Raw genomic sequence first — 25,189 nt, forward strand, 5'->3', positions numbered from 1 at the left:
GGCTTAAACTTCGATTAAAAAACACTGCTTTTGACTTATTTCACACTTTTTTCACCCCTATTTTGTAGCCCAGGCAGAATCTAATTTCTTTCCCCGATCCTCTATTTTATCGGGGTTTTTACTTTTCGATTTCAGAATATTGACAATTTGTCAACTTCTGTGATTAATTTGTCTGTCGTTAAATCAAATATACTTAAACAAATTAAGATTTTAATGTACTAAATTAGACTTTGTCTTCTTGCCTTTTGAACGGCCTCCAACTTGTTGTGGACCTGAAGCTTTTTGTAAATATTCTCGATATGCTTTCTTACCGTACTTGGGGAGAGAAAGAGATTTTTAGCAATCACGGTATAGCTTAACCCTTCGGCCAGTTGTTCCAACACCTCCTTTTCGCGGGAACTTAGTAAAATATCCTCTTCCTGTGTGGATAGGGTTTTTTGTTTCTCTGGATACCGTAACAATTTAAGTGTCTTTACGGCGATTGAAGGGCTCATTGCCGCGCCTCCCCCAATGGTCTCCACAATGGCATTGTGCAGTTTTTGTCCTTCTATTTCCTTGAGCAAATAGCCATCGGCGCCTGCTTGTATTGCGTTGAAAATATTCTCATCATTATCAAAAACCGTTAGCATAAGAACTTTAATGTGCGGGTATTTCCGTTTTACGATATGCACGGTTTCTATGCCGTCCAATATAGGCATTTCAATATCCAAGAGCACCAAATCCAGATTATGGTTTTTTTCTAGTGCGGCCAACAGTTCACTACCATTAAATGCCATGTACTTGATATCCAAATTTTCAAAATGGACCAATTTTTCGCGGACGGCCCTCGCCAAAAATGTATTGTCGTCCACTATGGCCAGTTTAATCTTGCTCATGGTCGTCTTTTTTCTACTATACTATTATATCCTAACCCTCAATGTTACCTTGGTGCCTTTACCCAGTTTACTTTCCTGTTCAAAATCAACACCTGCTTTTTCGGCCCTGTTTCGCATAATATGAAGTCCGTTCCCTGTTGACTCTTTTGACGTGTCGAACCCTCTTCCAAAGTCTAGGACCACAATTTGTACTGCACCATCAATTTCATTAAATATTACTTCTATTAGTTCGCTTCCCGAATGCTTCACGGCATTGTTGACCGATTCTTGAATAATTCTGAAAAGGTTCATTCCTACAAAAGCGTTGAGCACACTATTGGCAGGGGTTCCTTTAACTTTAACTCGCGTTTTATCATCTGTTGCTTCATGCACGGTCGCAGCCAATTGTTGGGTACGCTCCTTAATATCCTCCAAGCTGATCTCGTCTTTGTTCATGGCCCAAATGGTATCCCGAAGCTCGGAGATAGTAACCAACGAAAACTGTTTCATTTGGGTGAGTTTTTCCATTAAAAACACTTCTCCTTTGTCTATTCCTCGTTTTGCGGAATCGGTTAGGGAAGTAAGGTATGTAAGCTGAGAACCAATATTATCGTGTAGATCCCGAGCAATCCGTAAACGTTGCTCTTTAAGGTTTTCTTGTGCTCGGGCCTCGGCCATTGCTTTCTCCAGAACGGTCTCCCTTTCAAAGTTCTTCGCCTTTATTTTCTGTTCCCTGAACAGTACAAATCCAACAATCAACAGTATTGCCACCAAACCGCCGCTACCCATCAGCATATTATTGCGCTTTTTTATGGACAGTTCGCTTTCTACCAGCTGGTTTTGTTGGCGCAAGATTTCATTCTCCTTTTGTTCGGACTCGTATTTTTCTTTTAGGTTAAGTACTTCTTTGGCCCTTTCATCACTTTTTAAGCTATCGTTTATTTTTACGGACTGTTGTAGAAAGGTATAGGCTTCACCATAATTTCCAAGGCTATTGTTAATTTCGGACAGTGTATTGCACAATTCCAATTGTGCCAAAACTATACCTTTTTGTAGTGCCTCGTCATACGCTTGATCCGCTATTGCCTTGGCTTTATTAAGTTTACCTTGTAAAATATAGGTTTTTGCAATATCATTCTTAAGATGAATGGCAACGTACCAATCTTCTTTTTCCTGCTGAATTTTTAAGGCCTTCTCAAAATAGTCCAAGGCTAAATCAAATTCTTTCGACCCTTGATGGGCATATCCCAAATTGTAAAGTGATGTGGCCGTTTCAAAATAGGCTCCCGAAGACACAAAGCCTTCAAGGGATTTATCTGCATATACCATTGCTTTAACGTAATCCTTGCGCAATAGGTAGATACTGGCCAAGTTATTGTTTATCAAGGCCACATAGTATTCGTAGCCCAATTGACCATACAAATCCCGAGCCTTTTTAAAATAGTTTTCGGAAGTATCATATTCCTCTATAGCTTGATACCTACTACCTAAATTATTATAACTACCGGCAATCCATATGGAATCTTTTGAAATTTCGAATTCTTGCAATGCTTTTAGTTGATACGAAACGGAATGGTCCACTTCTCCTATTTTCTCATAGGCGTTGGACATATTTGTATAAAGGGCGCCTTTAGCAAAATGATCATCCGAATTTATAATTGTGGGCAAGGCCCTTTTGTAATATTTTAGGGCTTCCAAAGAATTACCGTTTCCGTTTTCCAATATCCCAAAAGATATGGTCAACCTTGCAGCCAAGTATTCATTTTGTTGTTCAATGGCTTCTGAGTAACCTATTTTTGTGTAATACCATGCACTATCATAATTTATAGATCTAAACTTCATCCCGATATCCTTCAGGACCAGAATCCTGTCCTCTCCCTTTTTCAACTTTAAGCTATCCTTTAGTGCGCTGATCTGTTGTTGAATATCTTGTGCAAAAAAAGGCATACTAAACATCAATGAGCAAAAGAAGAAAATGGGAGAAAGGATTTTTTTTGGACAGGTCATGGTAAAAGAAAATGGTTGGTGTTTAAAGCTAAACCAAAAGTGAATATAAATATTCTTTTTTTAGAAAAATGTCGATAATCCCAACTTGCGTTAGTTTGACTTATCCGCCAATTTTTCGATAGTTGCACCCAAAAAGGCGGTTATTGCCATTTCGGCCCCTTTATTATATTTTTCCGGGTCGCATTTTACCACTGAAACATTGATGTCTTCTTTATCTTCCACTCGCCATATACGGAAAACCCCGGCATCGGTTCCTCTCTTGTCCACATCTGCTCCCTGTGAGGCATCAAACTTTTGCTTTTCCAAAATACCCGCTACTTCCACACCTCCTTTAACGATCATTTGTCCAATATTGAACTTATTAAAACTGGAGGCGCCAATCTTAAAATCGGTCTCGGCCTTTACCTGTGCGTATCCAGCATGCCTGTTCAATGCTCTTGTGGTCTCGCTCAGGGCATTATCAAAAGCCATTACATTAAGGACCACTTTATTAAAAATGAATTCCTTTTTTTGGTTGGAAACTTTTAGTTCTACTTGTTCTTCGTAATTGGCCAGTTTTAGGGGGCCTGTTTTTTTATTGTCCATATTCTTTTTGGCCACGATAAATTTCTGACCGGTTGGGCGCATTACAATGGTTCCGAACTCATCTCCTTTTTCCCCTCCTTGTCCAGACCGTAAGTCCCATCTTTTCTCACGATTTTTTTGGTATGCGTTATGGTTCCATAATTCTTCGATGGATGCTATTTCAAACCCTTTGGCGACAAGTTCGGCTTTGTATTGTTCAAAGAGTTTATCGGTGAGTTGCTGAAGTTCTTCTATATTGAGCCCGTCCAAGACCAACGTCAAAGATGCCTTTGCGTCTCCTTTTAAACCCCCTCTCCACATTTTTCCGCCTTTCTTTTTATCTTCCAGTTGCAGAGCGGTTTGAAAGTTGACCTGAAAATCGGAGATTACCACTCTTTTTGGAACTTTCCTAAAGTTAAGATTGGCCGGCCCCAACATTTTTACCTTAAAGTCTTTTACATTTTGTGCAATCAAAACTGGAGATGCACATAATAGAATCAATAGAAAAGATAACATAGATAGATTAATACGTCTCATATACTGGTTTTATGGTTTATCGCAAACTTAAGTGCCAGTATCTGTCGACTCAATAGGGCAATTGACGTATTTAGGAAAGAAAAGCTAGCCCGGAAAGAATTGAACTTGTCTCCTAGACCTCTTTATTATCGGGATTTTAGCTTTTTAATTTCAAAATATCGACGATATGTGAACCCTTGATTAAAGTAGTTCTTTTTAAGTGCTGCCTTTATTTTAGAGCTCTCAATATGTAATTCGGTATCATTTCATTTGGCGGCGTACTTTTACCATAAAGTTCGTATGAGTTGTAATTACCCCCTGTAAATACAGTAATCATATCAAGTTCTGGCCAAATATTAATTTTTTGCCCGCCATTTCCCGAAGCTAGATAAGAATTATATCTTTTACCGTCTATCACGAAATATTTATGTTCCCATAGGTAACCATAGTCTCCTTCCTCCATATCGAATGTTTTAATTATCCAATCTTTAGATATGACTTGTTTTCCATTCCATACGCCCCCGTCTTTAAACATTTTTGCTAAACGAACTAAATCTCTTGGTGTAATATACATTTGACTGAAAGTATTTTTACTAGAAGGATTTGGTTCAAAGTCCCATTTATAATTAGTAATTTCCATTGGTTGATAGAAATATTTTTTAGCAAAGTCTTCTATTTTTTCATTTGTTGCAATTTCTACCAAATTGCCCAGTGTAAGCGCACAGCCCGTACAATAGGATGAATATTGTCCTGGAATTGCTACCATGGGCAAATCAAGGGTGTATTTTACCCAATCTTCACTTTGCATCATTAGCATTTCATTTCCCTTGCTATCCGCGTTGTTATTTTCACAGTCCAGTCCATGGCGATAGGTTAAAAAATTCTCAATAGTGATTTCTTTTTTTCTGTCATCCAAATTGTCAATATTTGGATATTTTGCAGCAAAAAAAGGTAAGAGCTTCTCTTTCTCGCTACTTATAAATCCTTTGTCAATTGCAATACCCAGTATTCCTCCAATTAAAGGTTTGTTTGCTGATCTTAATTGATGTGGTGTATTGGCATCATACCCATAAAAATATTCTTCCAGTACCAATTTGTCATTTTTAAAAATAAGTATGCCGTGTACTTCGGGGAAATTTCCTTTGATTGTTTCCTTGACCATATTTATTATAGTTTCAGGGTTAGAAAATTCTTTAAACAAATCACCCGAAACGAGACCATCATTTTTATTTTCAGGTATTCCATAAGAATAATTATCAGCGTTACCGAATAATTCTCTACGTGGAAACATTTCCATTTTTTCGAACTCCTTGTTTAAAAGTTTGAACTCTTGACCTCCTGATCTATAACTAAATATTTTACCGCTCTCATCCCTTTTAAAAACAACTGGGTTATTTCTAATATTGACGAAACTATCTTTTTCAATATAGGTCAAAGGATATTTTGAATTGTCCAATACAGCATAGAGGACTGTATCAAATTCTGATGCTACAAGATCTATTGTAGTTTTTCCCAAATACTCATAATGCCCTTCATATTCAACTAATGTTTGATATTCATTTTTCTCTTTTCGTGGCGAACATCCTATTGCTACCAGTGTTATAACAAAAAATACTTTTCTCATATAGTAAGTTTTGTTTAAAGACGATATTTAGATTTAATTGTGACATTTTCTTGTTTAGGACTCTATGACATATAATCTTTCATAAAACCGGACATATTTTAATATCATATAACTATTAAATCAATTGTTTATCAAGATATAAGGCTTATCGATGTTGCTTGAGCAAATGAACTTTTGACACTTTACTTTTTTGAATCCTGTTCATTGATTGGAATCCTTCGCTTTAAACTGATGTTGAGCTTTTTTCCATTTACAGAAATCCTGGCATAAATGGGAGCTTTGCCATTTTTAGACCTACTGGAATAAGGCCAAAACAGGACGGAAAAAGTGGAATTTGACCTCATAATTGTCTTCTTTTAGTTAAATGTTGACGAAGACGAAAGTCAAATCAAATCGAGTATATCAACTAAATTACTGAATTTTAATTACTTATCTTAAAACAGCAACCTGAAAAATGTTGACGATTTGTGAACTCTAAAAGCCAAAATCAAAGGAATTCAATTAAAATCAAAAAATATTAAATGTCTGATTTTCATTTATTTAATGATTTATTGAATCATTCAGAAGTCAAAAAGTAGCCCCGGCAAGAATCGAACTTGCATCTAAAGTTTAGGAAACTTCTATTCTATCCATTGAACTACGGGGCCATCCTTGAAAAGGGATAGCAAAAATATGCTTTTTCAGAAAAACTTTGTACTAGTTGAGAGTCAATTTTAAGATGTTCGGTGTTCGCCCGTTTTTTTGAATCAACTTCTCCTTTTCTCCTCTTCTTTCAAAATTTTCTCCAGATAAGATCGTGATAAGGGTTTGTCCACATAGCCCGCAATCAACCCATGGTCTTTGGCTATGGTTCGGTCTTTGGCATTTGTAAAGGCAGATAACACATAAACACTGGGCAGTTTGTGTTCTTTGAACAAATTTTTCATGTTTTCCAGAAAATCCCATCCACTCATCCCGTCCATAACAAGGTCCAAAAAAATAATATCGGGCAACCTATTGCTCTTTTCCACAAAGTTAAAACAGGCTTGAACACCTTCTTCTCCACTGGAACAGGTTACGATATCAAACTCTCTTTGAGATTGTTGTATACAATACCTTGTCGCAAATTGCGACACCAGATCATCATCAATGATAAATGTGGTCAGCTTCATTAATCGGGACTATTAAGTAGGTTTGCATCGAACAAAGCTATAGGCCAGCCCCCAAGCTGCCATTCATATTCGTTAATCGACCCAAATATCCCGTTAAGGCAACACTAATGTGGTAATTTCCCTCTTAAAACCCCATATACAAAGGCACCCAGCAATGCACCAAACAAAACAATGACCATGGGCCAATATCCTGCTCCGACCAAAATATAAATTGGTCCCGGGCACGAACCTGCCAGGGCCCATCCCAATCCAAAAAGCGTACCTCCCCATATATATCTTGCAAAGGATTTTTCCTTATCCGGTATTTGGATGATTTCCCCTGAAAATGATTTGACCTTGGATTTCTTGATCCAAAAAACCAAAACAACACCAATAGCCAAAGCTGATCCGATGATACCGTACATGTGGAATGCATCGAACTGGAACATTTCATAGATCCTAAACCATGATGCTGCTTCGGATTTATACAAGACCACTCCTAAAAACGAACCTAAAAGGATATACACTAAACGCTTCATACCGCAAAAATTAAAGGGAACAGTAAATGAACCATGATCAATCCCCCTACAAAAAATCCGATTACGGCAATCAGGGATGGTCGTTGTAAATTACTCAGACCAGAAATGGCATGCCCAGAGGTACAGCCGCCAGCGTAGCGAGTTCCAAAGCCTACCAAAAAGCCCGCCACCAAAAGTATCGCCCAAACTTTAGGATCGGACAAGGATTCTAGTGCAAACAGTTCTGTGGGCAAATAGGCTTTACCTGCGCTTTCAAAACCCAGTTCGTTGAGCTTGGCTACCGTATCGTCCGAAATATCCACGGCAGGATTCGGTGAAAGTACGTTTGCACCAACAAATCCGCCAATTACAGACCCCAGAACCACCAAGAGGTTCCATCGTTTTGATTTTATGTCAACTTTGAAATAATCCGAGTATTTCCCCGCTCCTCCGATAGAACATAGGGTCTCGAGGTTGGAGGACATTCCAAAACGTTTGCCCATTAATATGAGCAGTGCCATGATAATGGCAATAAGTGGGCCGGCCACATACCATGGCCAAGGTTGATACAGCATTTTCGTGAGGTTTTTAAACAAAGATCACGAAAATGCTTTAGATATCAAATATAGATGGACTAGCAACAATCCTTATCGGAATCGGGGACCCCGAACTTCTTCAGGATATCTTCCAGTAAACACCATTTGGTCAACGATGACTGTAACAGATTGGCCCCTACAAAAGCCGTAAACCACAGCCAATTTTGACTTACGTAAATGGCCAAAAGCAAACTGATCAATATAAAGCTTCCTGCTACTCCTCTTACAATTCTATTTTTCATGTTCGATGTTTTAAACGGTTCTTTCAATTGGGACTTCTACAGCCCTGATCGGGTTCGTTGTTTCACTTTCGGTATTGAATTGCTCGATCATTTTGAACAATTCGGTTACTTTTTCCTCTTCGGTAAAAGAAAAATACATGTTCGATGCTGCACCGCCTCTTTCGCTAGGAAACCAACTACTGGTGTACATTAAGGGTGCCGCTTTTTTAAAACCATCGATATCCGATCCACTAAAGCTTTCCACTCCGGCCTTTTTAAATAATTTGAATACTTCGTTCTTATATTCTTCGACCGTGGTAACAATGATCATTTTCATGTGCTTATTTTTATAGTTTTTTCAATGGTCACATGGAACCTTTGACGACTAAAATAATCTTTGCATCGTGTCTAAAGATTATTTTAGTCATGTCGGTTTCATCTTAGTTATAATTTTTACGTTCAATCATATAATACACCAATGGCACCACCAAGAGCGTCAGTACGGTAGACACTATGGTTCCTCCCATAAGTGATATGGCCAATCCCTGAAAAATAGGGTCGAACAAAATCACAAAAGCTCCAATGACCACGGTTCCTGCGGTCAATAAAATAGGAGTTGTACGTACGGCTCCTGCTTCTATAACAGCCTGCTTTAATGGAACATCTTCTTTGAGCCTTAAGTTGACGAAGTCAATAAGCAATACCGAGTTCCGTACCATAATACCAGCCAAGGCAATCATCCCGATGAAGGAGGTTGCCGTAAAAAAGGCGCCCAACATCCAATGTCCGAGCACAATCCCGATCAAGGAAAGCGGAATGGCCACCATCATCACCATGGGTGCTTTAAAATTTTGGAACCATCCCACGATCAACATGTAAATGATCACAATTACACCGAGGAACGCAATTCCCAAATCCCGGAATACCTCCAAGGTGATCTGCCATTCCCCATCCCATTTAACAGTATAATCATCCTCAAATTGCGGTTGTTCCATATACAGTTCGTTGATGGAATATCCTTTGGGCAACTCCAATTGATTCAATTTGTCCGTCATGCCTAAAATGGCATAGACCGGGCTTTCCAATTCCCCTGCCATATCCGACATAACATATACTACTCTCTTTTGATTCTTCCGATAGATGCTCTTGGCCTTTGTTCCCTCTTTAATGGAAACCAAATCACCCACGGACACCATGTTGCCCTGTTGGGATTTTATTTTCAATTGTTTGATTTTATCCAAACTGGACTTATCCTTTTCACTTACGGACAAAACAATTCCGATTTGATCAAAGGAATCTTCACGATACATATGGGATACCGGCTGCTCACGGAAAGCCATGGCCATCACCTGAACAATTTGTTGAGGGGTAACCCCGTACAGCATGGCTTTTTCCTTATCAATCACAAAATCATATTCTACCTGATCATCCTCTACCATCCAATCCACATCAACAACGTCAGTAGTATTGTTCAAAATGCCCTTTACCTTATCGGCCAAAGCAATCTGTTTGTCATAATCGGGACCATACACCTCAGCTACAATGGTAGAAAGTACGGGAGGTCCTGGTGGCACCTCAACTATTTTGATATTGGCATGGTATTTTTTGCCCAACTCTTGGATTTTTGGGCGCAACAATTTGGCAATATCATGGCTTTGTTCACTTCTGTCGTGCTTATCCACCAGATTTACTTGAATATCGGCCATATTACTACCACCGCGTAAATCATAGTGCCGTACCAAACCATTAAAGGTTATCGGTGCCGATGTGCCCACATAGGTTTGATAGTTCACCACTTCGGGTCGGGTGGATAAGTAAGCTCCGATTTCCTTAGTTACGGCAGCCGTTCTTTCCAACGTGGTGCCTTCGGGAAGATCTATCACCACCTGGAACTCGTTCTTGTTATCAAAAGGCAACATTTTTACCGCTACCGATTTGGTAAAGAACATGGCCACAGAGGCGATCAACAAGAGAAAGGTAATGCCCAAGAATAGCCATCTTTTTTTACCACTCTCGATCAAGGGCCTTTCAAATCGAGCATACGCCTTATAGATGAAGGTATCTTGGATTTCTACAGGCTCTTTTTCCTTTTTCTTTTTTTTATCTTTTTCCCTTAGGAAGATGTATCCCAAATATGGAGTTATCGTCAATGCCACAAACAATGATAGCAACATTGCAATGGATGCTCCAATGGGCATGGGTGACATATACGGGCCCATCAAACCAGAAACAAATGCCATTGGCAATACAGATGCAATAACCGTAAAGGTGGCCAAGATGGTGGGGTTACCTACCTCGTTGATGGCATACAGAGCGGCATCCTTGAACGGCAAGCGTTTCATTTTAAAGTGACGGTGCATGTTCTCCGCGATAATAATGGAGTCGTCCACCACGATACCGGTTACGAACACCAAGGCAAACAAAGTAATTCGGTTCAACGTATAATCGAGCATGTAATAGCTCAACAAAGTCAAAGCGAAGGTAATGGGCACGGAAAGGAACACGACCAATCCACCTCGCCAACCCATGGCCAACATCACCACAAAGGTCACGGCGATAATGGCACCGATCAAGTGCATCAACAATTCGGATACCTTTTGCGAAGCGGTTTGACCATAATTACGGGTCACTTCGACTTTCACTTCATCAGGAATCAGGGTTGTTTTTAGGTGCTCCACTTTCTCCAACACCACGTCGGCAATCTTCATGGCATCCGCACCTTTTCTTTTGGCAATCGAAATGGTTACCGCTGGGTATTCCGATTTAAATTCTTCTGACTTTTCACTAGCGGCCCCAAATCCAAGGGAAACATAGTTTTTGGGCAGCTCGGGACCATCCAAAACGGTGGCTACCTGCTTTAAATATATGGGCTGACCTTGTTTTGTGCCCACAATCAGGTTTTTGAGATCTTCTTTTGTTTCCAAAAAATTTCCCGTGCTAATGTGGAACTCGGTATCGTTGGAAAGGAAATTCCCAGCATCCATTTGCTGGTTATTGGCTTTAATCATTTGGGCCACGGCCAACATATCGATGCCCGATTCGGCCATTTTATCCTTATCCACCACCACACGAAGCTGGGGACTACGTCCGCCTATCTTCTTGGTGATGGAAACCCCGTTAACTTTTTCAACCTCATTGACCAATTCCCCAGAAATCTCTCGTAACTGAAAATCATCATATTCATCGCTCCACAGAGTAAGTGCGAGCATGGGTACATCATCGATCGCACGGGTTTTTACCAATGGCATGGTTACTCCGGCGGGCATTTGGTCCATGTGCTTGTTGATCTCGTCGTACAAACGCACCAATGACCTCTCGATATCCTCACCAACATAGAACTGTACAATGGCCATCCCCTGCTCTTGCATAGATGTTGTGTACACGTACTCTACACCTTTAATGTTGGATATAATTTTCTCCAGTGGTTTGGTAATCCTGGATTCCACTTCTGTAGGGCTAGCCCCGGGATATCCCACAAATATGTCCGCCATTGGCACGTCTATCTGTGGCTCCTCTTCCCTTGGGATAAGGAAGGAACTGTACACCCCAATGACCATGAACACGATCATTAGGAGCACCGTTAATTTGGAGCTGATAAACCCTTTGGCTATTTTTCCTGCAAGTCCGTCTTTCATTGTTAGCTTTTTTGGGTTATTGAATGCTTACTTTGGCTCCATTGTATAACTTTCCTTCGGCCGACACGATATATTGATCTCCTTGGGACAAACCAGATAATACTTCGACTTCATTTCCGAAGTTCTCGCCCAAACGCAACCAGCGTAAAAGCGCTACATTGTCCTGCCCTAGCGTATAAACACCTGTTAGTTGGCCTTTGTACACCAAGGCTTCGGACGGAATGGTAACAACAGTTTTACCGGCGCTCTCCTTTTCCGCCTCGAGCCTAACAGTGGCATACATACCTGACAAAATCTTGGCATCCGTATCGTCTAAGCTTACTTTCATTACATATTGTCCGCCTGTATTTTGTGCCGAGGCACTCAACTCGGACACTTTTCCCGCAATTGTGGTATTCAATGCTTTTACCAAAATGTGGGCTTTGGTTCCAACTTCGATGGCTGAAATGCTGTTCTCCGCCACTTTGGCCTCTACTTCAAACCCTGTTGCTGGGGATTCCACAGAAACCAACGGCACCCCTGGGTTGGCCATATCGCCTTCGTCAATATAGGTGTTGGTGACCACGCCATTGAATGGGGCCCTGATGTTGGCATAAGCAAACTGGGAGTTCACTTCGTTCTTCATTTGGCTTGCAGCTTCCAATCTGGCTTTTGCCATTTCATAACGGGCGGTCATATCATCCAACTCCTTTTGTGAGGCACTGTTTTCATTGAAAAGGTTTTGGAACCTTTCATAATCTTTCTTGGCATTGTTAAATGCCACCTGTGCTTCGGTAATGGATGCCTCCACTTGTGCTTTTTTGGCGCGTAGGTCCACGTTGTTGATAGAGATCAGCAAATCTCCTTTATTTACCTTCTGACCTATTTTCACAGGGATGGATTCCACATGGCCCATCATTCGGGTGCTCAAATTGGCACTATTCACGGCTTTAATCTGACCACTTCCTGCCAATATGGTGGAGCTATCGCCTATGGTTACTTCGCCGATGGTTACCGGTACTGCTTCCGTGTTGTCAGCCGGCTGTTTTTCATCACTTCCACAACCTATAAGCAAAAAGCCCAAGGAGACGGTCAGCATAAAACTTTTATATATCGTAGTGTTTTTCATCTTGCAATTATTCTTTGGTTAAAAATGTTAATAAGGATTGTGCTTGATTGTATTCAAATATGTTTTGATAATAAGCCAATTGCTTTTCGGCATAAGTGGCTTCGGCCATTAATAAATCAGTTGTTTTTTCCAATCCTTCTTTGAATCTATTGGTGCGTATCCTTAATGATTCTTCGGATTGCTCCATAGCCAATTCTGAGGTCTGGAGCCTGCTCTCGGCATTTTCGACCATCCGCTTGGTGCGTTGTAGCTCCATAGAACTTTTGGCGACGTACTGCTCGTATTCTTGTTTTGCTTTTTCATAATTGGTTTTGCTCTTTCCTGCTTTGGAAAAGCGTTGAGACCCTTTAAACACATCCCAACTTAAACTTGCCCCTATAATATATCCGTTCGCATCGGCCCGGAATATTTCGTCATCGTACATTTCGTAACTGGCGAAAGCATTCAATCTTGGCAAAAAGGTCATTTTATCGGCTTTCATATTGGCTTTGTAAGCTTCGGACACTAGGTCCATTGCCTTAACATCGGCCCTATTTTCCAGTGAGCCTTCTAAAGGTCCTCCTGGTCTGACTGGCACCAATTCTTCTGATGGTTCATAAATAACACCCCCATGTTCGTTCATTAGAAATGCCAAGTAATCCGAAGCATTTTGCACGTTGCTCTTGGCTGTTTTCAATTGGTCCGATACTTCCGTAACCCTCACTTTCACCTCCAACAAATCGGCTTTTTGAAGCAGACCTTGGTCATAACTGTTCTGTGCCGTGTTCAAATTGGCATTTGCAGCTTCAAAAGCTTTCTGCAACACGGCTACGGCTTGGTGAGCCAGTTGTAATTGACCATAGGCCTTTTGGGCTTCAAAATTGAGATAGTCCCTGGTCCGCATGGCTTGAAGCTCCTTGGCCTCCATGGTGGTCTTGGCCGCTTTACGCTGATAGAAACCATCCAGGTTGATCAAGGGTTGTTCCACTGAAATTTTTGTGGCATAGTTCTCAATCTGATCGGGGTCGTTCAACAAATCAGGGTTAAAATCGGCCTGGGTCAAAATCTCTTGGTTGAGTTTGGAGCCAAATGCCATTAAAGGATTTGTGGTCGCCAATCCAGTATGTGATACCGATACCTGCGGCAAAAAAATGGAATTAGAAAACCGATAATCATATTTGGCCATCTTGGCCTCATATTCGGATACCTTGATACTGGCATTGGATTCCTGTACCTTGATCAGGACGTCTTCCAAGGAGATTCCGACATGCTCTTGGGCAAAAAATTGACCCTGAGCAAAAAAGAATATCATTAATACTAATAATCGCTTCATATACCTAATTGATTTGAAGCAAAATTAGATTTGCAGTCAGACTTACACAGTAACATGAGTTACTGAGAATATCGCATAAAAAACCTCAATACTGGGTCCGTTAAGAAGTGTACTCCTGTATTGAGGCAATTTTAGTTCTGAGACCTATTTATTATTATGCGTCTCGGGTTCCACCGTGACCTCCTGCCACTACGACCAATACTTTGATGCTCAAATAAATGAACTTGAAGAATTGGATTATAGGGTTCATCATTGTAAATCGTTTGTATTTGGATATTCTGCGTGTCATAACTAATCTATTCAGGAATTAACCACCAAAAAGGTTTCATTTTTGCTTTATAAATAAAGGCATAGTGCAATGCCAGTTTCAACCAGTGGCCTGCCAAACCAATGGTACCAAAAGTTTTGCCCAATTTTCTGCCCTGTGTATCGGGATATTTGTTGTAATCGGGAACAATCGGAAAGGTAGTAATGCTCACACCGCTACCCTTGGTCATGCCAAAACCTGCGGATGCAATACAAGCGGCACCCATATTGCCCATAGATCCTTTGTGTTGCATTTTATTGCTCGAGTGTTTGATCATACCTATAATGTTATCGGCCACCAACTTTGCGGTTATCCCCGAAGGCATACCTGTTCTGGGAGGCGCCGGTGTAATATCCGTACCGTTTTTGCTCTTTCTTGGTTTGGATATACTGTGTGGCGGGGCAAAGGCAATTCCCGGCGCAAAAATATTGGGGTAAGACGGATTTTGATAGGTTTCGGGCCAGTCCTGAACACTCCATTCCTCGTACGGTTTTGGTGTGTAATCGGCATCAACGACCATAAATCCCCTAAAAAGTTTATCCGTAACATCCTCCCCTTCTTTATTGTAGGCTTTAAATCCGTGACCGGAAAAAGCAGGTATGAGCATGGCGAAATCGTAGGTTTTTTGTTTGTGATCACCGTCCAAGTTCTCGTAATGGACCAATCCGTCCTCTACCTTGTTTACGGCTGCTCCCAAAATCCAATTGATACCACGATCCTCAAAGATCATTTCCACCATTTCATTCGACTTCATAATGTTGCTTCCATAGCTCATTAGCATGCCGTCCATTCCAAAGTCTCCAAGATGGTATTCGTTGGAAATCCAAGTAATTTCGGCCATATCCCTGACCTTATGTCTTCTGAGTTCTTGTTCTACATTTAAAATGTACTCAAAAGCAGCTCCTTGACAGGTTGATTTGGCATGGCCCGTTCCGATCAATATTTTAATCTTTTTACCTTCCTTCATTTGTTTAATGAGGCCTTCCAAGGCAATCCAAGCTTCTTGTGCATGGGTGTAGGTACAAACGGAATGTGCTTTGTTCTTACCCGGTGAGAGTCCTTCGGTTCCTTCAAAGTTGAGTTTTGGTCCTGTGGCATTGATCAAGTAATCGTAGGTAACCTTTTCAGTCGTTCCTTTTTCATCACCATCGACATATTCCGCCAAAACATAGGGTCTTGGTTCGTTATTATCACCTTCTGGATGAAAACTTATCGCTTTGGCCTGTTTATAATCAATTTGCTTTTTTTTGTAAAGAGGTGCTAATGGGAACAGAATTTCCTTTGGTTTCATTCTCCCTATCCCTACCCAAATATTGGATGGGATCCATTGATAATTACTGTTTGGTGAAACTACCACAACCTCATGCTCCTTGGAGAGCTTTCTTCTAAGATGGGAGGCAGCAACATGGCCTGCAATACCAGCTCCCAAAACAACTATTTTGGACATTTTTTCTATGATTTACCCAAATGTAATGGTACCCAAGGAGATATAAAGTGACTTAAGTCACACACAAAAAAGAGCACTGTGCTTGATGCTTTTTTTTAATTGGAACAAAAAATCCAAAATCAATAACTGGTCTCGTCCAATTTTACTTTTCCCCAAAAGGTCTTGTACACAAAAATGGTATAGAACAGCACCAATGGAGTTCCAATGGCCACTATTACCATCATAATCTGTAAGGATTTTGTTGAAGATGCCGCATTGTAGATGTCAATATTATATTGTGGGTCTATCGAAGAACGCAACAGTACCGGATATAGTTCCACTGCTACCAAAACCAATAAAAAGGCAATGGTCAACGAGGAAAACAAAAACGCGGATTTATACCTGCGCTTTTCGGCCAACCTGGGTACGTTGGCAATACTGAGAAAGGTAAGCAGGGGTATAACAAAAAGTGCAGGATTACTTTTAAAATCGTCCGACAAATGGGGAATATAGATCAAGGTATAAAGGGTGGTCACCGCAAAACTAACCATAAAAAATATCATTCCTCTTTTTAAAAGGCGTGTTAACTTGGCGAACAACCTGCCCTCGGTCTTTAAGAGCAAAAAAATGGCGCCGTGTGCCATAAAAAGTGACAACGTGGTAAATCCCGTCATTAGAGCATATGGGTTTAAAAACTCGAACAGCACACCCCCTTGGTATTGGTAATTCTCCCCTATTGCAATTCCTTGTAGCACATTGCCCAGTACAACCCCCAACAAAAAAGCCAGCATAATACTGGACACACTGTAGCTAACATCCCATAGATTTCGCCACCACAACATCGGCTCTTTGCCCCTAAACTCTATGGATATGGCCCGGAATATAATAAATACCAAAAACAGCATAAAAGGAACGTAAAGGGACGAAAACATGGTGGCATACATTACAGGGAACCCAGCAAAAAGAGCTCCACCACCAATCACCAACCAAACTTCGTTACCATCCCACACCGGTCCAACGGCATTTAAGGCGATCCTGCGACTGTTCTCTTTCTTTAGAAAGAGATGCCATGCCCCGGCACCAAAATCAAAGCCGTCCAGTATGGCATAGCCGGAAAAAAGACCTCCTACCACCAAAAACCACCATGTGGGATAATCCAATCCTAAAAAAGTTTCCATAATCTTATTTCATCATATGTGTTAGTGTTCCCCCGAAAGGTGTATCATCGTTTTCCGATTCATCGTATGGCCCATGTTTTATTTTTTTGTGCAACAAATAAATAAATAGCACGAACAAAAGGCTATATACAAAGAAGAACAGAATGAGGGAAAACAAAATTTGATTGTCGGACACTGCTTGCGAAAATGCCTGATCTGTTCTTAAAAGACCGTAGACCACCCAGGGTTGTCTACCCATTTCAGCAGCAAACCAACCGACCTGATTGGCAATTTGAGGCAGAAAAACTGCAAATACAAAAATCCACAACAGCCATTTTTTATTGAACAATTTACCTCTCCACCATAAAAAAGTGGCATAGAGGGTCAAAAATATCAACACCATACCAATGGCCACCATTATATGATAAAACTGAAAAACGGCATTCACTTGGGAAGGTCGCTCATCTTCGGGAAATGCATTGAGACCGGTTACCGGAGCATCAAAATCATATTCCAATAAAAAGGATAAACCTCCGGGTACCTTTAACCCTGTTACTTCCTGCTTATCTTTATCCACCCATCCCAAAATATACATGTCGGCAGGGGCGGAGGCTTCAAAATGTCCTTCCAGTGCGGCCAGTTTAGCGGGCTGGTTTTTTGCCACACCATCTGCTGACCGGTGCCCTGTGAACAACTGTCCCAGAGAAAATACGGTGGCAACTACCAGGGCTATTTTGAAGGCTTTTTTGGAAATTTCAACATATTTCCCTTTGATAAGATAATAGGCATGAACGCTCATGACCAAAAAGGCTCCGGCCAAAAAGGCTCCAAGCCAAACATGCGTTAATCGGTCTACACTGGACGGATTGAACACCATGGCCCAAAAATCTGTGATTTCTGCCCTAGCATCGAACCCTTCACCAACTATATGAAATCCAGCAGGAGTCTGCTGCCAGCTATTGGCAACTACGATCCAAATAGCGGAAAACATGGACCCCAAAAATACGCCGATGGTCGAAACCAAATGTACCCAAGGCTTGACCCTGTTCCATCCGAAGAGCAAGATGCCCAAAAATCCACTTTCCAAGGCAAAGGCAAAAATTCCCTCCGCTGCCAGCGCACTTCCAAAAACATCGCCAACAAATCTGGAATATACGGCCCAATTGGTTCCGAATTCAAATTCCATAACAATACCTGTAACCACACCTATACCAAAGGTCAAGGCGAATATTTTGGTCCAAAATCGCGCTAGTTTATGGTAAATTTCCTTTTTGGTCCTTATGTAGGAACTTTCAAAAATTACAAGCAGCAGACCGATCCCAATACTTAAGGGCGGATAGATGTAATGAAAAGCAACAGTGAAGGCAAATTGAATCCGGGCGAGAATTTCGGTTTCCATGGGCAACTATTTATAGTCCAAAAATACACTAGACCGTGGTATTCTTAGGTGACCCATGTTACAAACGAAATGGATTTAACATAAAAGTAATTTAACCTATGCCAAATCCATTTCAAAGTATGTGGTTAGTATTTATTTTTTACCACTGTTCATCATGGCCAAAACTGCAACTATCAACACAACGACCACTAGGGCAAACAGACCTATCATCCAGATACCGTTTTCCCAAACTACCAGAGGAATATTTGTAAGTGCTTTCACAATGTATTGGTTTTAATTTTAAGCCAAATTTAATTGCCCCGATCTGTTCAAAACATGATATTACTCATAAATGCTGGTTCCAACAGGTTTCCAATTATACATTTTTACCTTTCATCAATATATTCCGATACAAATAAAATAGTCATATTCTTTAGGCCAATCCCAATGATCCTTCCCTCAAACACCCTTATTCTCAAAATAAAAAAGCCGTTCGAAATCGAACGGCCTTCCTATATCAACCAACCAAAAAACCTAATTTTTGACCTTACATGTACGTATTCCAAAAAGGGTATACAAAGGACAAAAACTAACTAAGCTTGTTAAAACAAATATGGTAGCCAAAGCGAGCAACACATATGCCAATGTTCCTGTTATCATATTAAAGTAATATAATGCACCAACTATAAGTGCAAGTACAATTCGGATTGCGCGGTCTGCTCCGCCCATGTTTTTTTTCATAATCGTTAGTTTATGGTTTGCTCCTTACAATGCATCAAAAAAATAAAATGATTTATATCCGAAGCATGTATTTTTGATTTACAGGGCACTATTTCAAAAATATGGTCTCTTTAAATGTTTTAGCGTAACATGGGTTACATAACCGTTATTTTTTTAAAAGTATTTTTAAGTTTGAATCAGTTTTGCCCTTTGCAAACGACTAAATACACCTATGTTGGAATATTTTGAAGCTTTGATCAATGGTTTTTTGGGTACGGTCCGTTGGACATGGAAGTCCATCCTTTTTGATGTTCCTTGCTACACCAATTATTTTTGGGGACTTATCTTGATCTCTTTGTTGGTATGGGCTTTGGAAATCCTTTTCCCTTGGCGCAAAGAACAATCCATTTTTAGGAAGGACTTTTGGCTGGATGCTTTCTATATGTTTTTCAACTTTTTCATTTTTGCCATAGTCATCAGTGGAGTTTACAAATTCCTTGGTGTGCTTTTTAAGGACGTGGGAATCAGTAGTACCTCGCTGACCATAATCGACATCGGTCATTGGTCCCAATGGGCCCAACTGCTCGTATTCTTTGTGGTATTGGACTTTGTCCAGTGGTTTACCCATGTGCTTTTGCACAAATACCCTGTGCTTTGGCAGTTCCATAAAGTACACCATAGTGTAAAAGAAATGGGGTTTGCCGCACACTTAAGGTTTCATTGGATGGAAAATATTTTATACAAACCTTTAAAAACATTGGGGGTAATGGTCTTGGGCGGGTTTGAACCTGAACAAGCCTATATTGTTCATTTTGCGGCAATTACCATTGGACATTTTAATCACTCCAATATAAAACTGACCTACGGCCCTTTAAAATATATTCTTAATAATCCGGTAATGCACCTGTACCATCATGCTTATACCATTCCAAAAGACTCCTACGGTGTAAATTTCGGAATAAGTCTAAGCATTTGGGACTACATCTTCAAGACACATTATATCCCCGAAAGTGGCGGAAAAATAAAACTTGGTTTTCCTGGTGATGAAAACTTGCCAAAAGGATTTTGGGGACAATTGGTATATGGCTTTAAAAAGCCAAAAAAATAAACGGATTTTTTAGTCTGTGTTTTTTGGGGCATCAAAAACAATACTCCAGATGCCACGGACCTCATCGGGACCGTATCCAACGGCCATATCCTTTGGATATAGCTCCAATAAATTCCGATATACTTTTGGAAGTATATCCTTGTTCGGCGTTCCATGGCAGTTTAAGCACATGGTATTGGTAACTATGGGGTAGTAAAAATACACCTTGCCGTTTTCCTCCCTTAAAATTGGTTCAACCGAATCCCCGGAGGCCACTTTGCCTTTAAACGTATCAATATGTTCCAATTCTATAGCATTTGCCCTGTTGTTCGGATTTCTGGGCTTATCCGATACTCTTCTTATACGGGCATTAAAGTGGGTGGACATACTATCGGTGAGTGGGTAGGCCCGCTCGTTGCAAAATACAACGGCCTCCTCTACCCCTTTGTTTTGTATGGTACCCATAAGGTTTTGGCCCAACACTTTTTTGGTTCCCAACGCATATTGCATCCCGAGCTCCTTCGGCGTTGGTTTTGTCTTTATCGGCGCCAACCTTTTGCCTTTATTGTACAAAGAGTCGTTATGCCTAGCCAACCAATGTTCTTTAAACCAATCCGGCTCTTCAATTTGATAATCGAACATGTACTTCGCTATTTTTTTGACTTCTGTTTCGGGAAATTGCTGTGCCGGCATTACTCCAAATCTACGGACCGCTCCACGCATTAAGGTATTTTCCTCGGTTGGAGAATTTACAAACTGCATGATGCTTTTTATAAAGGCATCTTTATTTTTATTGGCTGCTAAATAATGAGCTTTGATGGCGACCATTGGCGGCCCGATCCGAGAACCCTTTTCTGGAACGGATGGGTTATGGCATAGATAGCATTTGGTTTCCATCAACTTTTGGGCGTCCTCCGGTGAGAACACTTCCGCTTGCGCTACTGGCCCAGGATCTACATCGGTGGTTTTTGGCCCCTTTTTGCAGGATGCGATTCCAATTATAAGTGTTATGAAAACAAAAAGATTCTTCATTATTTGGACATTCTGCCGCTGGCACAGCTCATAAAGGATTTTGCCTTGTCCACAAAACCATTTTCATCATCGACTGTGGGATACCCCATCTTTTTGAGGGCCTCTTTAACTAAGGAAGCATCATCGGCGCTCTGATGATCAAAGCTAACCGATGAGCTATCCTTCTCCACAATCACATTTTTGATTTCTTTTATTTCCGAAAGTTTATTGGAAATTGTTTTTACACAACCTCCACACTTAAGGTTTTGTACTTGAACTGTTGTTTTCATGTTGTATCGTCTTCAAATTAGTAGGTCCAGGTCCGGTATCCTCCTCGGAGGTCGTACACCTTATCGAACCCCATTTTTACCAGTTTTCTGGCTGCTTTTTGACTCCTGTTCCCAGACTGGCAATACAGATAGACCGGCTGATCTTTCTTTAATTCTGAAAAATTACTTTCAAAACTCGACCCTTGAAAAAAATCTATGTTCTTGGCCCCTTTAATATGGCCCGACATAAACTCTCTTTTTGTTCTGACATCTACGAGTTGAACCTTTCCTTTGGAAATCGCGCTTTTGTAGTCCTCCCTATCCAAAATGGCTATGGCATCCGGCAGGTTTTGTTCTTTGAACAAGAAACTAAATATTGACATGGTATCTTTATTTTGAGACACTAAAGTATCTCAAACAGCCTGTCCCGTCAGTAACGATGGTTACATAACCTGAACTTTTTTGAAACTATTTCCGAAGTTTCTCCCTTATTTCAAGGTAGTGGGGCACACATAGTCGGTAACAGGTATGCCAGCTTTCTTGATGTCAGCAAAACCACCGGCAACGTCCACTAGGTTGTGTATTCCTCTACTCTTTAAAATGGATGAAGCAATCATACTCCTGTACCCCCCTGCACAATGAATGTAAAATTTTTCGTTATCCGGAAACTCGGCCAAGTGGTCATTAATGTAGTCCAAGGGTGTCAAGTTTGCATCCACAACGTGTTCGGCCTGGTACTCGCTTTCTTTTCGCACATCGAAAACGGGTACTTTCTTTTCGACCATTTTTTTGAACTCTTCCGCATTTACACTATCCACGGTATCGATTTCCTTGCCGGATTGTTTCCAGGCCTCAACTCCGCCTTGTAGGAAACCCAAGGTGTTATCGAAACCTACTCTCGACAATCGCGTAACGGTTTCTTCTTCCCTTCCTTCCGGAGTGATCAACAATATGGGTTGTTCCACATCGGCGATCAAGGCGCCCACCCATGGTGCAAAACTGCCGTCCAGACCAATAAAAATTGATCGTGGCACATGTGCTTTGGCGAAGTCATCTTGATGGCGTACATCCAAAACAATGGCTCCAGTTTCATTGGCCGCCACCTCAAATGCATTGGGATCGAGTGCTTGTGTGCCCCTTTTTAATACCTTGTCGATATCCTCGTATCCCTCTTTGTTCATTTTTACGTTCAGAGGGAAGTATTGTGGCGGTGGCAATAGTCCATCGGTAACTTCTTCAATGAATTCGTCACGCGTCATGTCCGCCCTTAACGCATAATTCATTTTTTTCTGATTGCCCAGGGTATCCACGGTTTCCTTCATCATATTTTTTCCACAGGCCGAACCTGCTCCATGCGCCGGATACACGATTACATCATCGGCCAAGGGCATGATCTTATTGCGAAGACTATCGAACAGGGTTCCTGCCAATTCTTCCTGTGTCATGTGTGCAGCTTTTTGCGCCAGGTCCGGGCGGCCTACGTCTCCAAGGAACAGTGTATCGCCACTAAAAATTGCGTGGTCCTTTCCGTTTTCATCTATCAACAGAAAGGTGGAGCTCTCCATCGTATGTCCGGGTGTATGTAGTACTTTAATGGTAATTTTTCCTAGTTTAAACTCCTGTCCGTCCTCTGCAATCAACGCTTCGAAGGATGGATTTGCCGTTGGACCATACACGATGTCGGCCCCAGTTTCTTTGGAAAGGGTTACGTGTCCACTTACAAAATCGGCATGGAAATGGGTTTCAAAAATGTACTTGATCTTGGCCCCATCTTCCTCAGCTTTTTTAATATATGGTTTTACTTCTCTTAAAGGGTCCACAATGGCCGCTTCTCCTTCACTCTCTATATAATATGCCCCTTGGGCCAAACATCCTGTGTAAATTTGTTCAATCTTCATGTGATAATGGTTTTTATCAAAATTAGTATTGTGCTCCCTAATTTTCTGTGACCAAAGTTACAAACGTTTGGTCTTATATTGTTGGGATACTTTTTTCTGTATGGTACTCAATGTTTCTGGATTACGGCAGCATTCCACGGCATCAAAGGTTTGTGCAAAAAGATTTTCCTCTCCCAGTACATCTATAATTCCACTGGTGTACAATATATCACGTGTTGGGCCAATTGCCCCGGCTATTAAAAACTGGATACCGTTTTCCCGTTGTTCCCGAATAATTCGTTCCAACATAACTGCCGCACTGCTATCGATATAATTAATAGGCTCGGCATTTAAGATTATGTATTTTAAGCTCGGTCCTTTTTTTGCAATTTGTTGGTACAATTGTTTTTTGAAGTAATCCTTGTTCCCAAAATAGAGTTGAGCATCGAATCGTAGAATGAGCTTATCCCCGGACACCTCAACATCTTCCGAAAAACGATCTATGTTTTTAAAATAGTTGGTTCCTTTGATTCTTCCCAAAACCGCAATATGTGGGTTTGATATCCTATAGACCAACAGCAGCAAAGAAAGCAGAACACCCAAAAGAATACCTTCTATGAGCCCAATTGACATGGTCATTACAAAAGTGGCCAACAAAAGGACGAATTCATCTTTTCGGTTTTTCCACAATTGTAGGGGATACTTCAAATCAATCAGTCCGAAAACCGAAACAATTATAATGGCACCGAGTACAACTGTGGGCAGGTTATAGAAAAGTGGGGTCAAAAACAACAATACTCCCGCTACCAACATGGCGCTAAATACCAATGCCATTCCTGTGCGCGCTCCCGAGTGATCATTGATCGCTGTTCTGGAAAAACTTCCCGAAACGGAAAAAGATTGAAAAAACGACCCTAAAATATTGGAGATACCCAAAGCTCTGAGTTCTTGATTGGGGTCAAGGTCGTATTCAGGATGCCTCTCTTCTACGGTTTTGGCAATGGAAATGGATTCCATAAAACCAAAAAGGGCAACGGTAAGTGCTATTGGTATAAACTGCCCTATTTTATCCCATTGAAAACTTGGCAATTGAAAACTTGGCAATCCTTTTGGAATTTCGCCAACCACTTTGATTCCTTTTGATTCTAATCCCAATATAACTACGGACATTATACCCAACACCACGACAAGTAAGGGAATCGGTAGCTTTTTATTGATTTTTTTCAACCCAATGATCAATGCGATCACCAAAATTCCCATGCCCAAAGTAAGCAGTTGGACTTCTCCAAGGTTACCAAAAATATTTCCTAGCAACACATAGATCTTGCCCGACTGCGGCAAATCCACACCGAGTATGTGCTTTAATTGACCCAGACCAATTAAAATGGCCGCTGCGGATGTAAATCCACTAATTACCGGTTTGGACAAGAAGTTTACAAAAAGACCCATTTTTAAAACGCCGAGCAATAATTGAAATACGCCAATAAGCAAGGTCAAAAAGAGTACTGCAGCAATATAGTCTTCGGTATTTCCCAATTGCATAGCGCCTATTCCGGCCGCCACCAAAAGTGAATCCATGGCTACGGGGCCAACGGCCAATTGCCTTGATGTTCCTGTTAATGCATAGACCAATTGTGGCACCAATGCCGCGTACAGCCCATATATGGGTGGCATGCCCGCAATCATAGCGTAGGCCATCCCCTGCGGGATCAACATAATCCCTACGGTAATACCGGCAACTAAATCGCCATAGAGCAAAGAGCGATTGTAAGAGCCTATCCAGGTTAAAAAAGGAAAAATCCTTTTGAGCATTCGATTGATTTTATGCAAAAATAGAATGGCCAATTACTACAAACAGTAACAAAGGGCACA

25 protein-coding genes and 1 tRNA gene are annotated in these 25,189 nt (G+C 41.0%); 1 reads left to right on the forward strand and 25 read right to left on the reverse strand.

The genetic code is table 11. The features are described 5' to 3' along the window. Positions 1 to 218 precede the first annotated feature (218 nt). The 20 genes from ACXAFK_RS00520 to ACXAFK_RS00615 all read right to left on the reverse strand — a co-directional run bounded on the left by ACXAFK_RS00520 (position 219) and on the right by ACXAFK_RS00615 (position 19,094). Positions 219 to 875, reverse strand: coding sequence for a response regulator (locus tag ACXAFK_RS00520; protein WP_474956445.1), 657 nt, complete (start codon positions 873 to 875; stop codon positions 219 to 221). A 24-nt stretch (positions 876 to 899) separates the two neighbouring features. Beyond that, positions 900 to 2,861, reverse strand: coding sequence for a tetratricopeptide repeat-containing sensor histidine kinase (locus ACXAFK_RS00525; protein WP_474956446.1), 1,962 nt, complete (start codon positions 2,859 to 2,861; stop codon positions 900 to 902). 90 nt (positions 2,862 to 2,951) lie between these two features. Next, entirely contained in the window at positions 2,952 to 3,962 is a 1,011-nt protein-coding gene (locus ACXAFK_RS00530; protein WP_474956447.1) for a hypothetical protein, read from the reverse strand. 208 nt (positions 3,963 to 4,170) lie between these two features. Further along, positions 4,171 to 5,565 (reverse strand): serine hydrolase domain-containing protein, encoded by a 1,395-nt coding sequence (locus ACXAFK_RS00535; RefSeq protein WP_474956448.1) that lies wholly within the window; start codon positions 5,563 to 5,565, stop codon positions 4,171 to 4,173. Positions 5,566 to 5,747: 182 nt separating this feature from the next. Continuing rightward, a complete protein-coding gene (locus ACXAFK_RS00540) occupies positions 5,748 to 5,909 on the reverse strand; it encodes an Arm DNA-binding domain-containing protein (protein WP_474956449.1) in 162 nt (53 codons plus the stop codon). 231 nt (positions 5,910 to 6,140) lie between these two features. Continuing rightward, positions 6,141 to 6,212 (reverse strand) — tRNA-Arg (locus ACXAFK_RS00545). Between the two features lie 99 nt (positions 6,213 to 6,311). Beyond that, complete coding sequence (locus ACXAFK_RS00550) at positions 6,312 to 6,716, reverse strand: response regulator (protein WP_474956450.1); 405 nt, start codon at positions 6,714 to 6,716, stop codon at positions 6,312 to 6,314. A 104-nt stretch (positions 6,717 to 6,820) separates the two neighbouring features. Next, positions 6,821 to 7,234 carry a DUF6691 family protein gene (locus tag ACXAFK_RS00555; protein WP_474956451.1) on the reverse strand — a complete coding sequence of 138 codons (414 nt, stop codon included), beginning with the start codon at positions 7,232 to 7,234 and terminating at the stop codon, positions 6,821 to 6,823. After that, positions 7,231 to 7,788: a YeeE/YedE family protein gene (locus ACXAFK_RS00560; RefSeq protein ID WP_252078769.1), complete on the reverse strand. Its 558-nt coding sequence runs from the start codon at positions 7,786 to 7,788 to the stop codon at positions 7,231 to 7,233. Before ACXAFK_RS00560 ends, ACXAFK_RS00555 begins: the two co-directional genes overlap by 4 nt. A gap of 59 nt (positions 7,789 to 7,847) precedes the next feature. Beyond that, positions 7,848 to 8,051 (reverse strand): YgaP family membrane protein, encoded by a 204-nt coding sequence (locus tag ACXAFK_RS00565; RefSeq protein WP_252078768.1) that lies wholly within the window; start codon positions 8,049 to 8,051, stop codon positions 7,848 to 7,850. A gap of 10 nt (positions 8,052 to 8,061) precedes the next feature. Beyond that, positions 8,062 to 8,367, reverse strand: a complete 306-nt coding sequence (locus tag ACXAFK_RS00570) for a hypothetical protein (RefSeq protein WP_224835745.1) — start codon at positions 8,365 to 8,367, stop codon at positions 8,062 to 8,064. 103 nt (positions 8,368 to 8,470) lie between these two features. Continuing rightward, positions 8,471 to 11,665, reverse strand: coding sequence for an efflux RND transporter permease subunit (locus ACXAFK_RS00575; protein ID WP_474956452.1), 3,195 nt, complete (start codon positions 11,663 to 11,665; stop codon positions 8,471 to 8,473). A gap of 16 nt (positions 11,666 to 11,681) precedes the next feature. Next, on the reverse strand, positions 11,682 to 12,773 hold the full coding sequence (locus ACXAFK_RS00580) for an efflux RND transporter periplasmic adaptor subunit (protein ID WP_474956453.1): 1,092 nt from the start codon (positions 12,771 to 12,773) through the stop codon (positions 11,682 to 11,684). Positions 12,774 to 12,780: 7 nt separating this feature from the next. Continuing rightward, complete coding sequence (locus ACXAFK_RS00585; protein WP_474956454.1) at positions 12,781 to 14,085, reverse strand: TolC family protein; 1,305 nt, start codon at positions 14,083 to 14,085, stop codon at positions 12,781 to 12,783. Between the two features lie 154 nt (positions 14,086 to 14,239). Continuing rightward, positions 14,240 to 14,374, reverse strand: a complete 135-nt coding sequence (locus tag ACXAFK_RS00590) for a hypothetical protein (RefSeq protein ID WP_262902823.1) — start codon at positions 14,372 to 14,374, stop codon at positions 14,240 to 14,242. Positions 14,375 to 14,381: 7 nt separating this feature from the next. Beyond that, positions 14,382 to 15,839 (reverse strand): NAD(P)/FAD-dependent oxidoreductase, encoded by a 1,458-nt coding sequence (locus tag ACXAFK_RS00595; protein WP_474956455.1) that lies wholly within the window; start codon positions 15,837 to 15,839, stop codon positions 14,382 to 14,384. A 119-nt stretch (positions 15,840 to 15,958) separates the two neighbouring features. Then, the gene (cydB, locus tag ACXAFK_RS00600) at positions 15,959 to 16,996 is read right to left on the reverse strand and encodes a cytochrome d ubiquinol oxidase subunit II (protein ID WP_224835750.1); all 1,038 of its coding nucleotides are present in this window, start codon (positions 16,994 to 16,996) and stop codon (positions 15,959 to 15,961) included. A 4-nt stretch (positions 16,997 to 17,000) separates the two neighbouring features. Next, on the reverse strand, positions 17,001 to 18,374 hold the full coding sequence (locus ACXAFK_RS00605) for a cytochrome ubiquinol oxidase subunit I (protein WP_224835751.1): 1,374 nt from the start codon (positions 18,372 to 18,374) through the stop codon (positions 17,001 to 17,003). 132 nt (positions 18,375 to 18,506) lie between these two features. After that, a complete protein-coding gene (locus ACXAFK_RS00610) occupies positions 18,507 to 18,635 on the reverse strand; it encodes a hypothetical protein (RefSeq protein ID WP_262902824.1) in 129 nt (42 codons plus the stop codon). A 252-nt stretch (positions 18,636 to 18,887) separates the two neighbouring features. Continuing rightward, on the reverse strand, positions 18,888 to 19,094 hold the full coding sequence (locus ACXAFK_RS00615) for a YgaP family membrane protein (protein ID WP_224835752.1): 207 nt from the start codon (positions 19,092 to 19,094) through the stop codon (positions 18,888 to 18,890). 211 nt (positions 19,095 to 19,305) lie between these two features. Between ACXAFK_RS00615 and ACXAFK_RS00620 the strand changes: the two genes are divergently transcribed. Beyond that, complete coding sequence (locus tag ACXAFK_RS00620) at positions 19,306 to 20,181, forward strand: sterol desaturase family protein (RefSeq protein WP_474956456.1); 876 nt, start codon at positions 19,306 to 19,308, stop codon at positions 20,179 to 20,181. A 9-nt stretch (positions 20,182 to 20,190) separates the two neighbouring features. Here the strand turns inward: ACXAFK_RS00620 and ACXAFK_RS00625 are convergent, their stop codons facing one another. From ACXAFK_RS00625 to ACXAFK_RS00645, 5 genes are all read right to left on the reverse strand, one after another. Continuing rightward, positions 20,191 to 21,192, reverse strand: coding sequence for a Tll0287-like domain-containing protein (locus ACXAFK_RS00625; protein ID WP_474956457.1), 1,002 nt, complete (start codon positions 21,190 to 21,192; stop codon positions 20,191 to 20,193). Further along, positions 21,192 to 21,461 carry a heavy-metal-associated domain-containing protein gene (locus tag ACXAFK_RS00630; RefSeq protein WP_224835755.1) on the reverse strand — a complete coding sequence of 90 codons (270 nt, stop codon included), beginning with the start codon at positions 21,459 to 21,461 and terminating at the stop codon, positions 21,192 to 21,194. The genes ACXAFK_RS00625 and ACXAFK_RS00630 overlap by 1 nt, the downstream gene beginning before the upstream one ends. A 17-nt stretch (positions 21,462 to 21,478) precedes the next feature. Beyond that, positions 21,479 to 21,823: a rhodanese-like domain-containing protein gene (locus tag ACXAFK_RS00635; protein ID WP_252078761.1), complete on the reverse strand. Its 345-nt coding sequence runs from the start codon at positions 21,821 to 21,823 to the stop codon at positions 21,479 to 21,481. A 105-nt stretch (positions 21,824 to 21,928) separates the two neighbouring features. Beyond that, positions 21,929 to 23,338, reverse strand: coding sequence for an MBL fold metallo-hydrolase (locus ACXAFK_RS00640; RefSeq protein WP_224835757.1), 1,410 nt, complete (start codon positions 23,336 to 23,338; stop codon positions 21,929 to 21,931). Positions 23,339 to 23,395: 57 nt separating this feature from the next. Continuing rightward, positions 23,396 to 25,129 carry a SulP family inorganic anion transporter gene (locus tag ACXAFK_RS00645; protein WP_474956458.1) on the reverse strand — a complete coding sequence of 578 codons (1,734 nt, stop codon included), beginning with the start codon at positions 25,127 to 25,129 and terminating at the stop codon, positions 23,396 to 23,398. Positions 25,130 to 25,189: the final 60 nt, after the last annotated feature.

The organism is Flagellimonas sp. ABD4_174 (genome assembly GCF_056160185.1).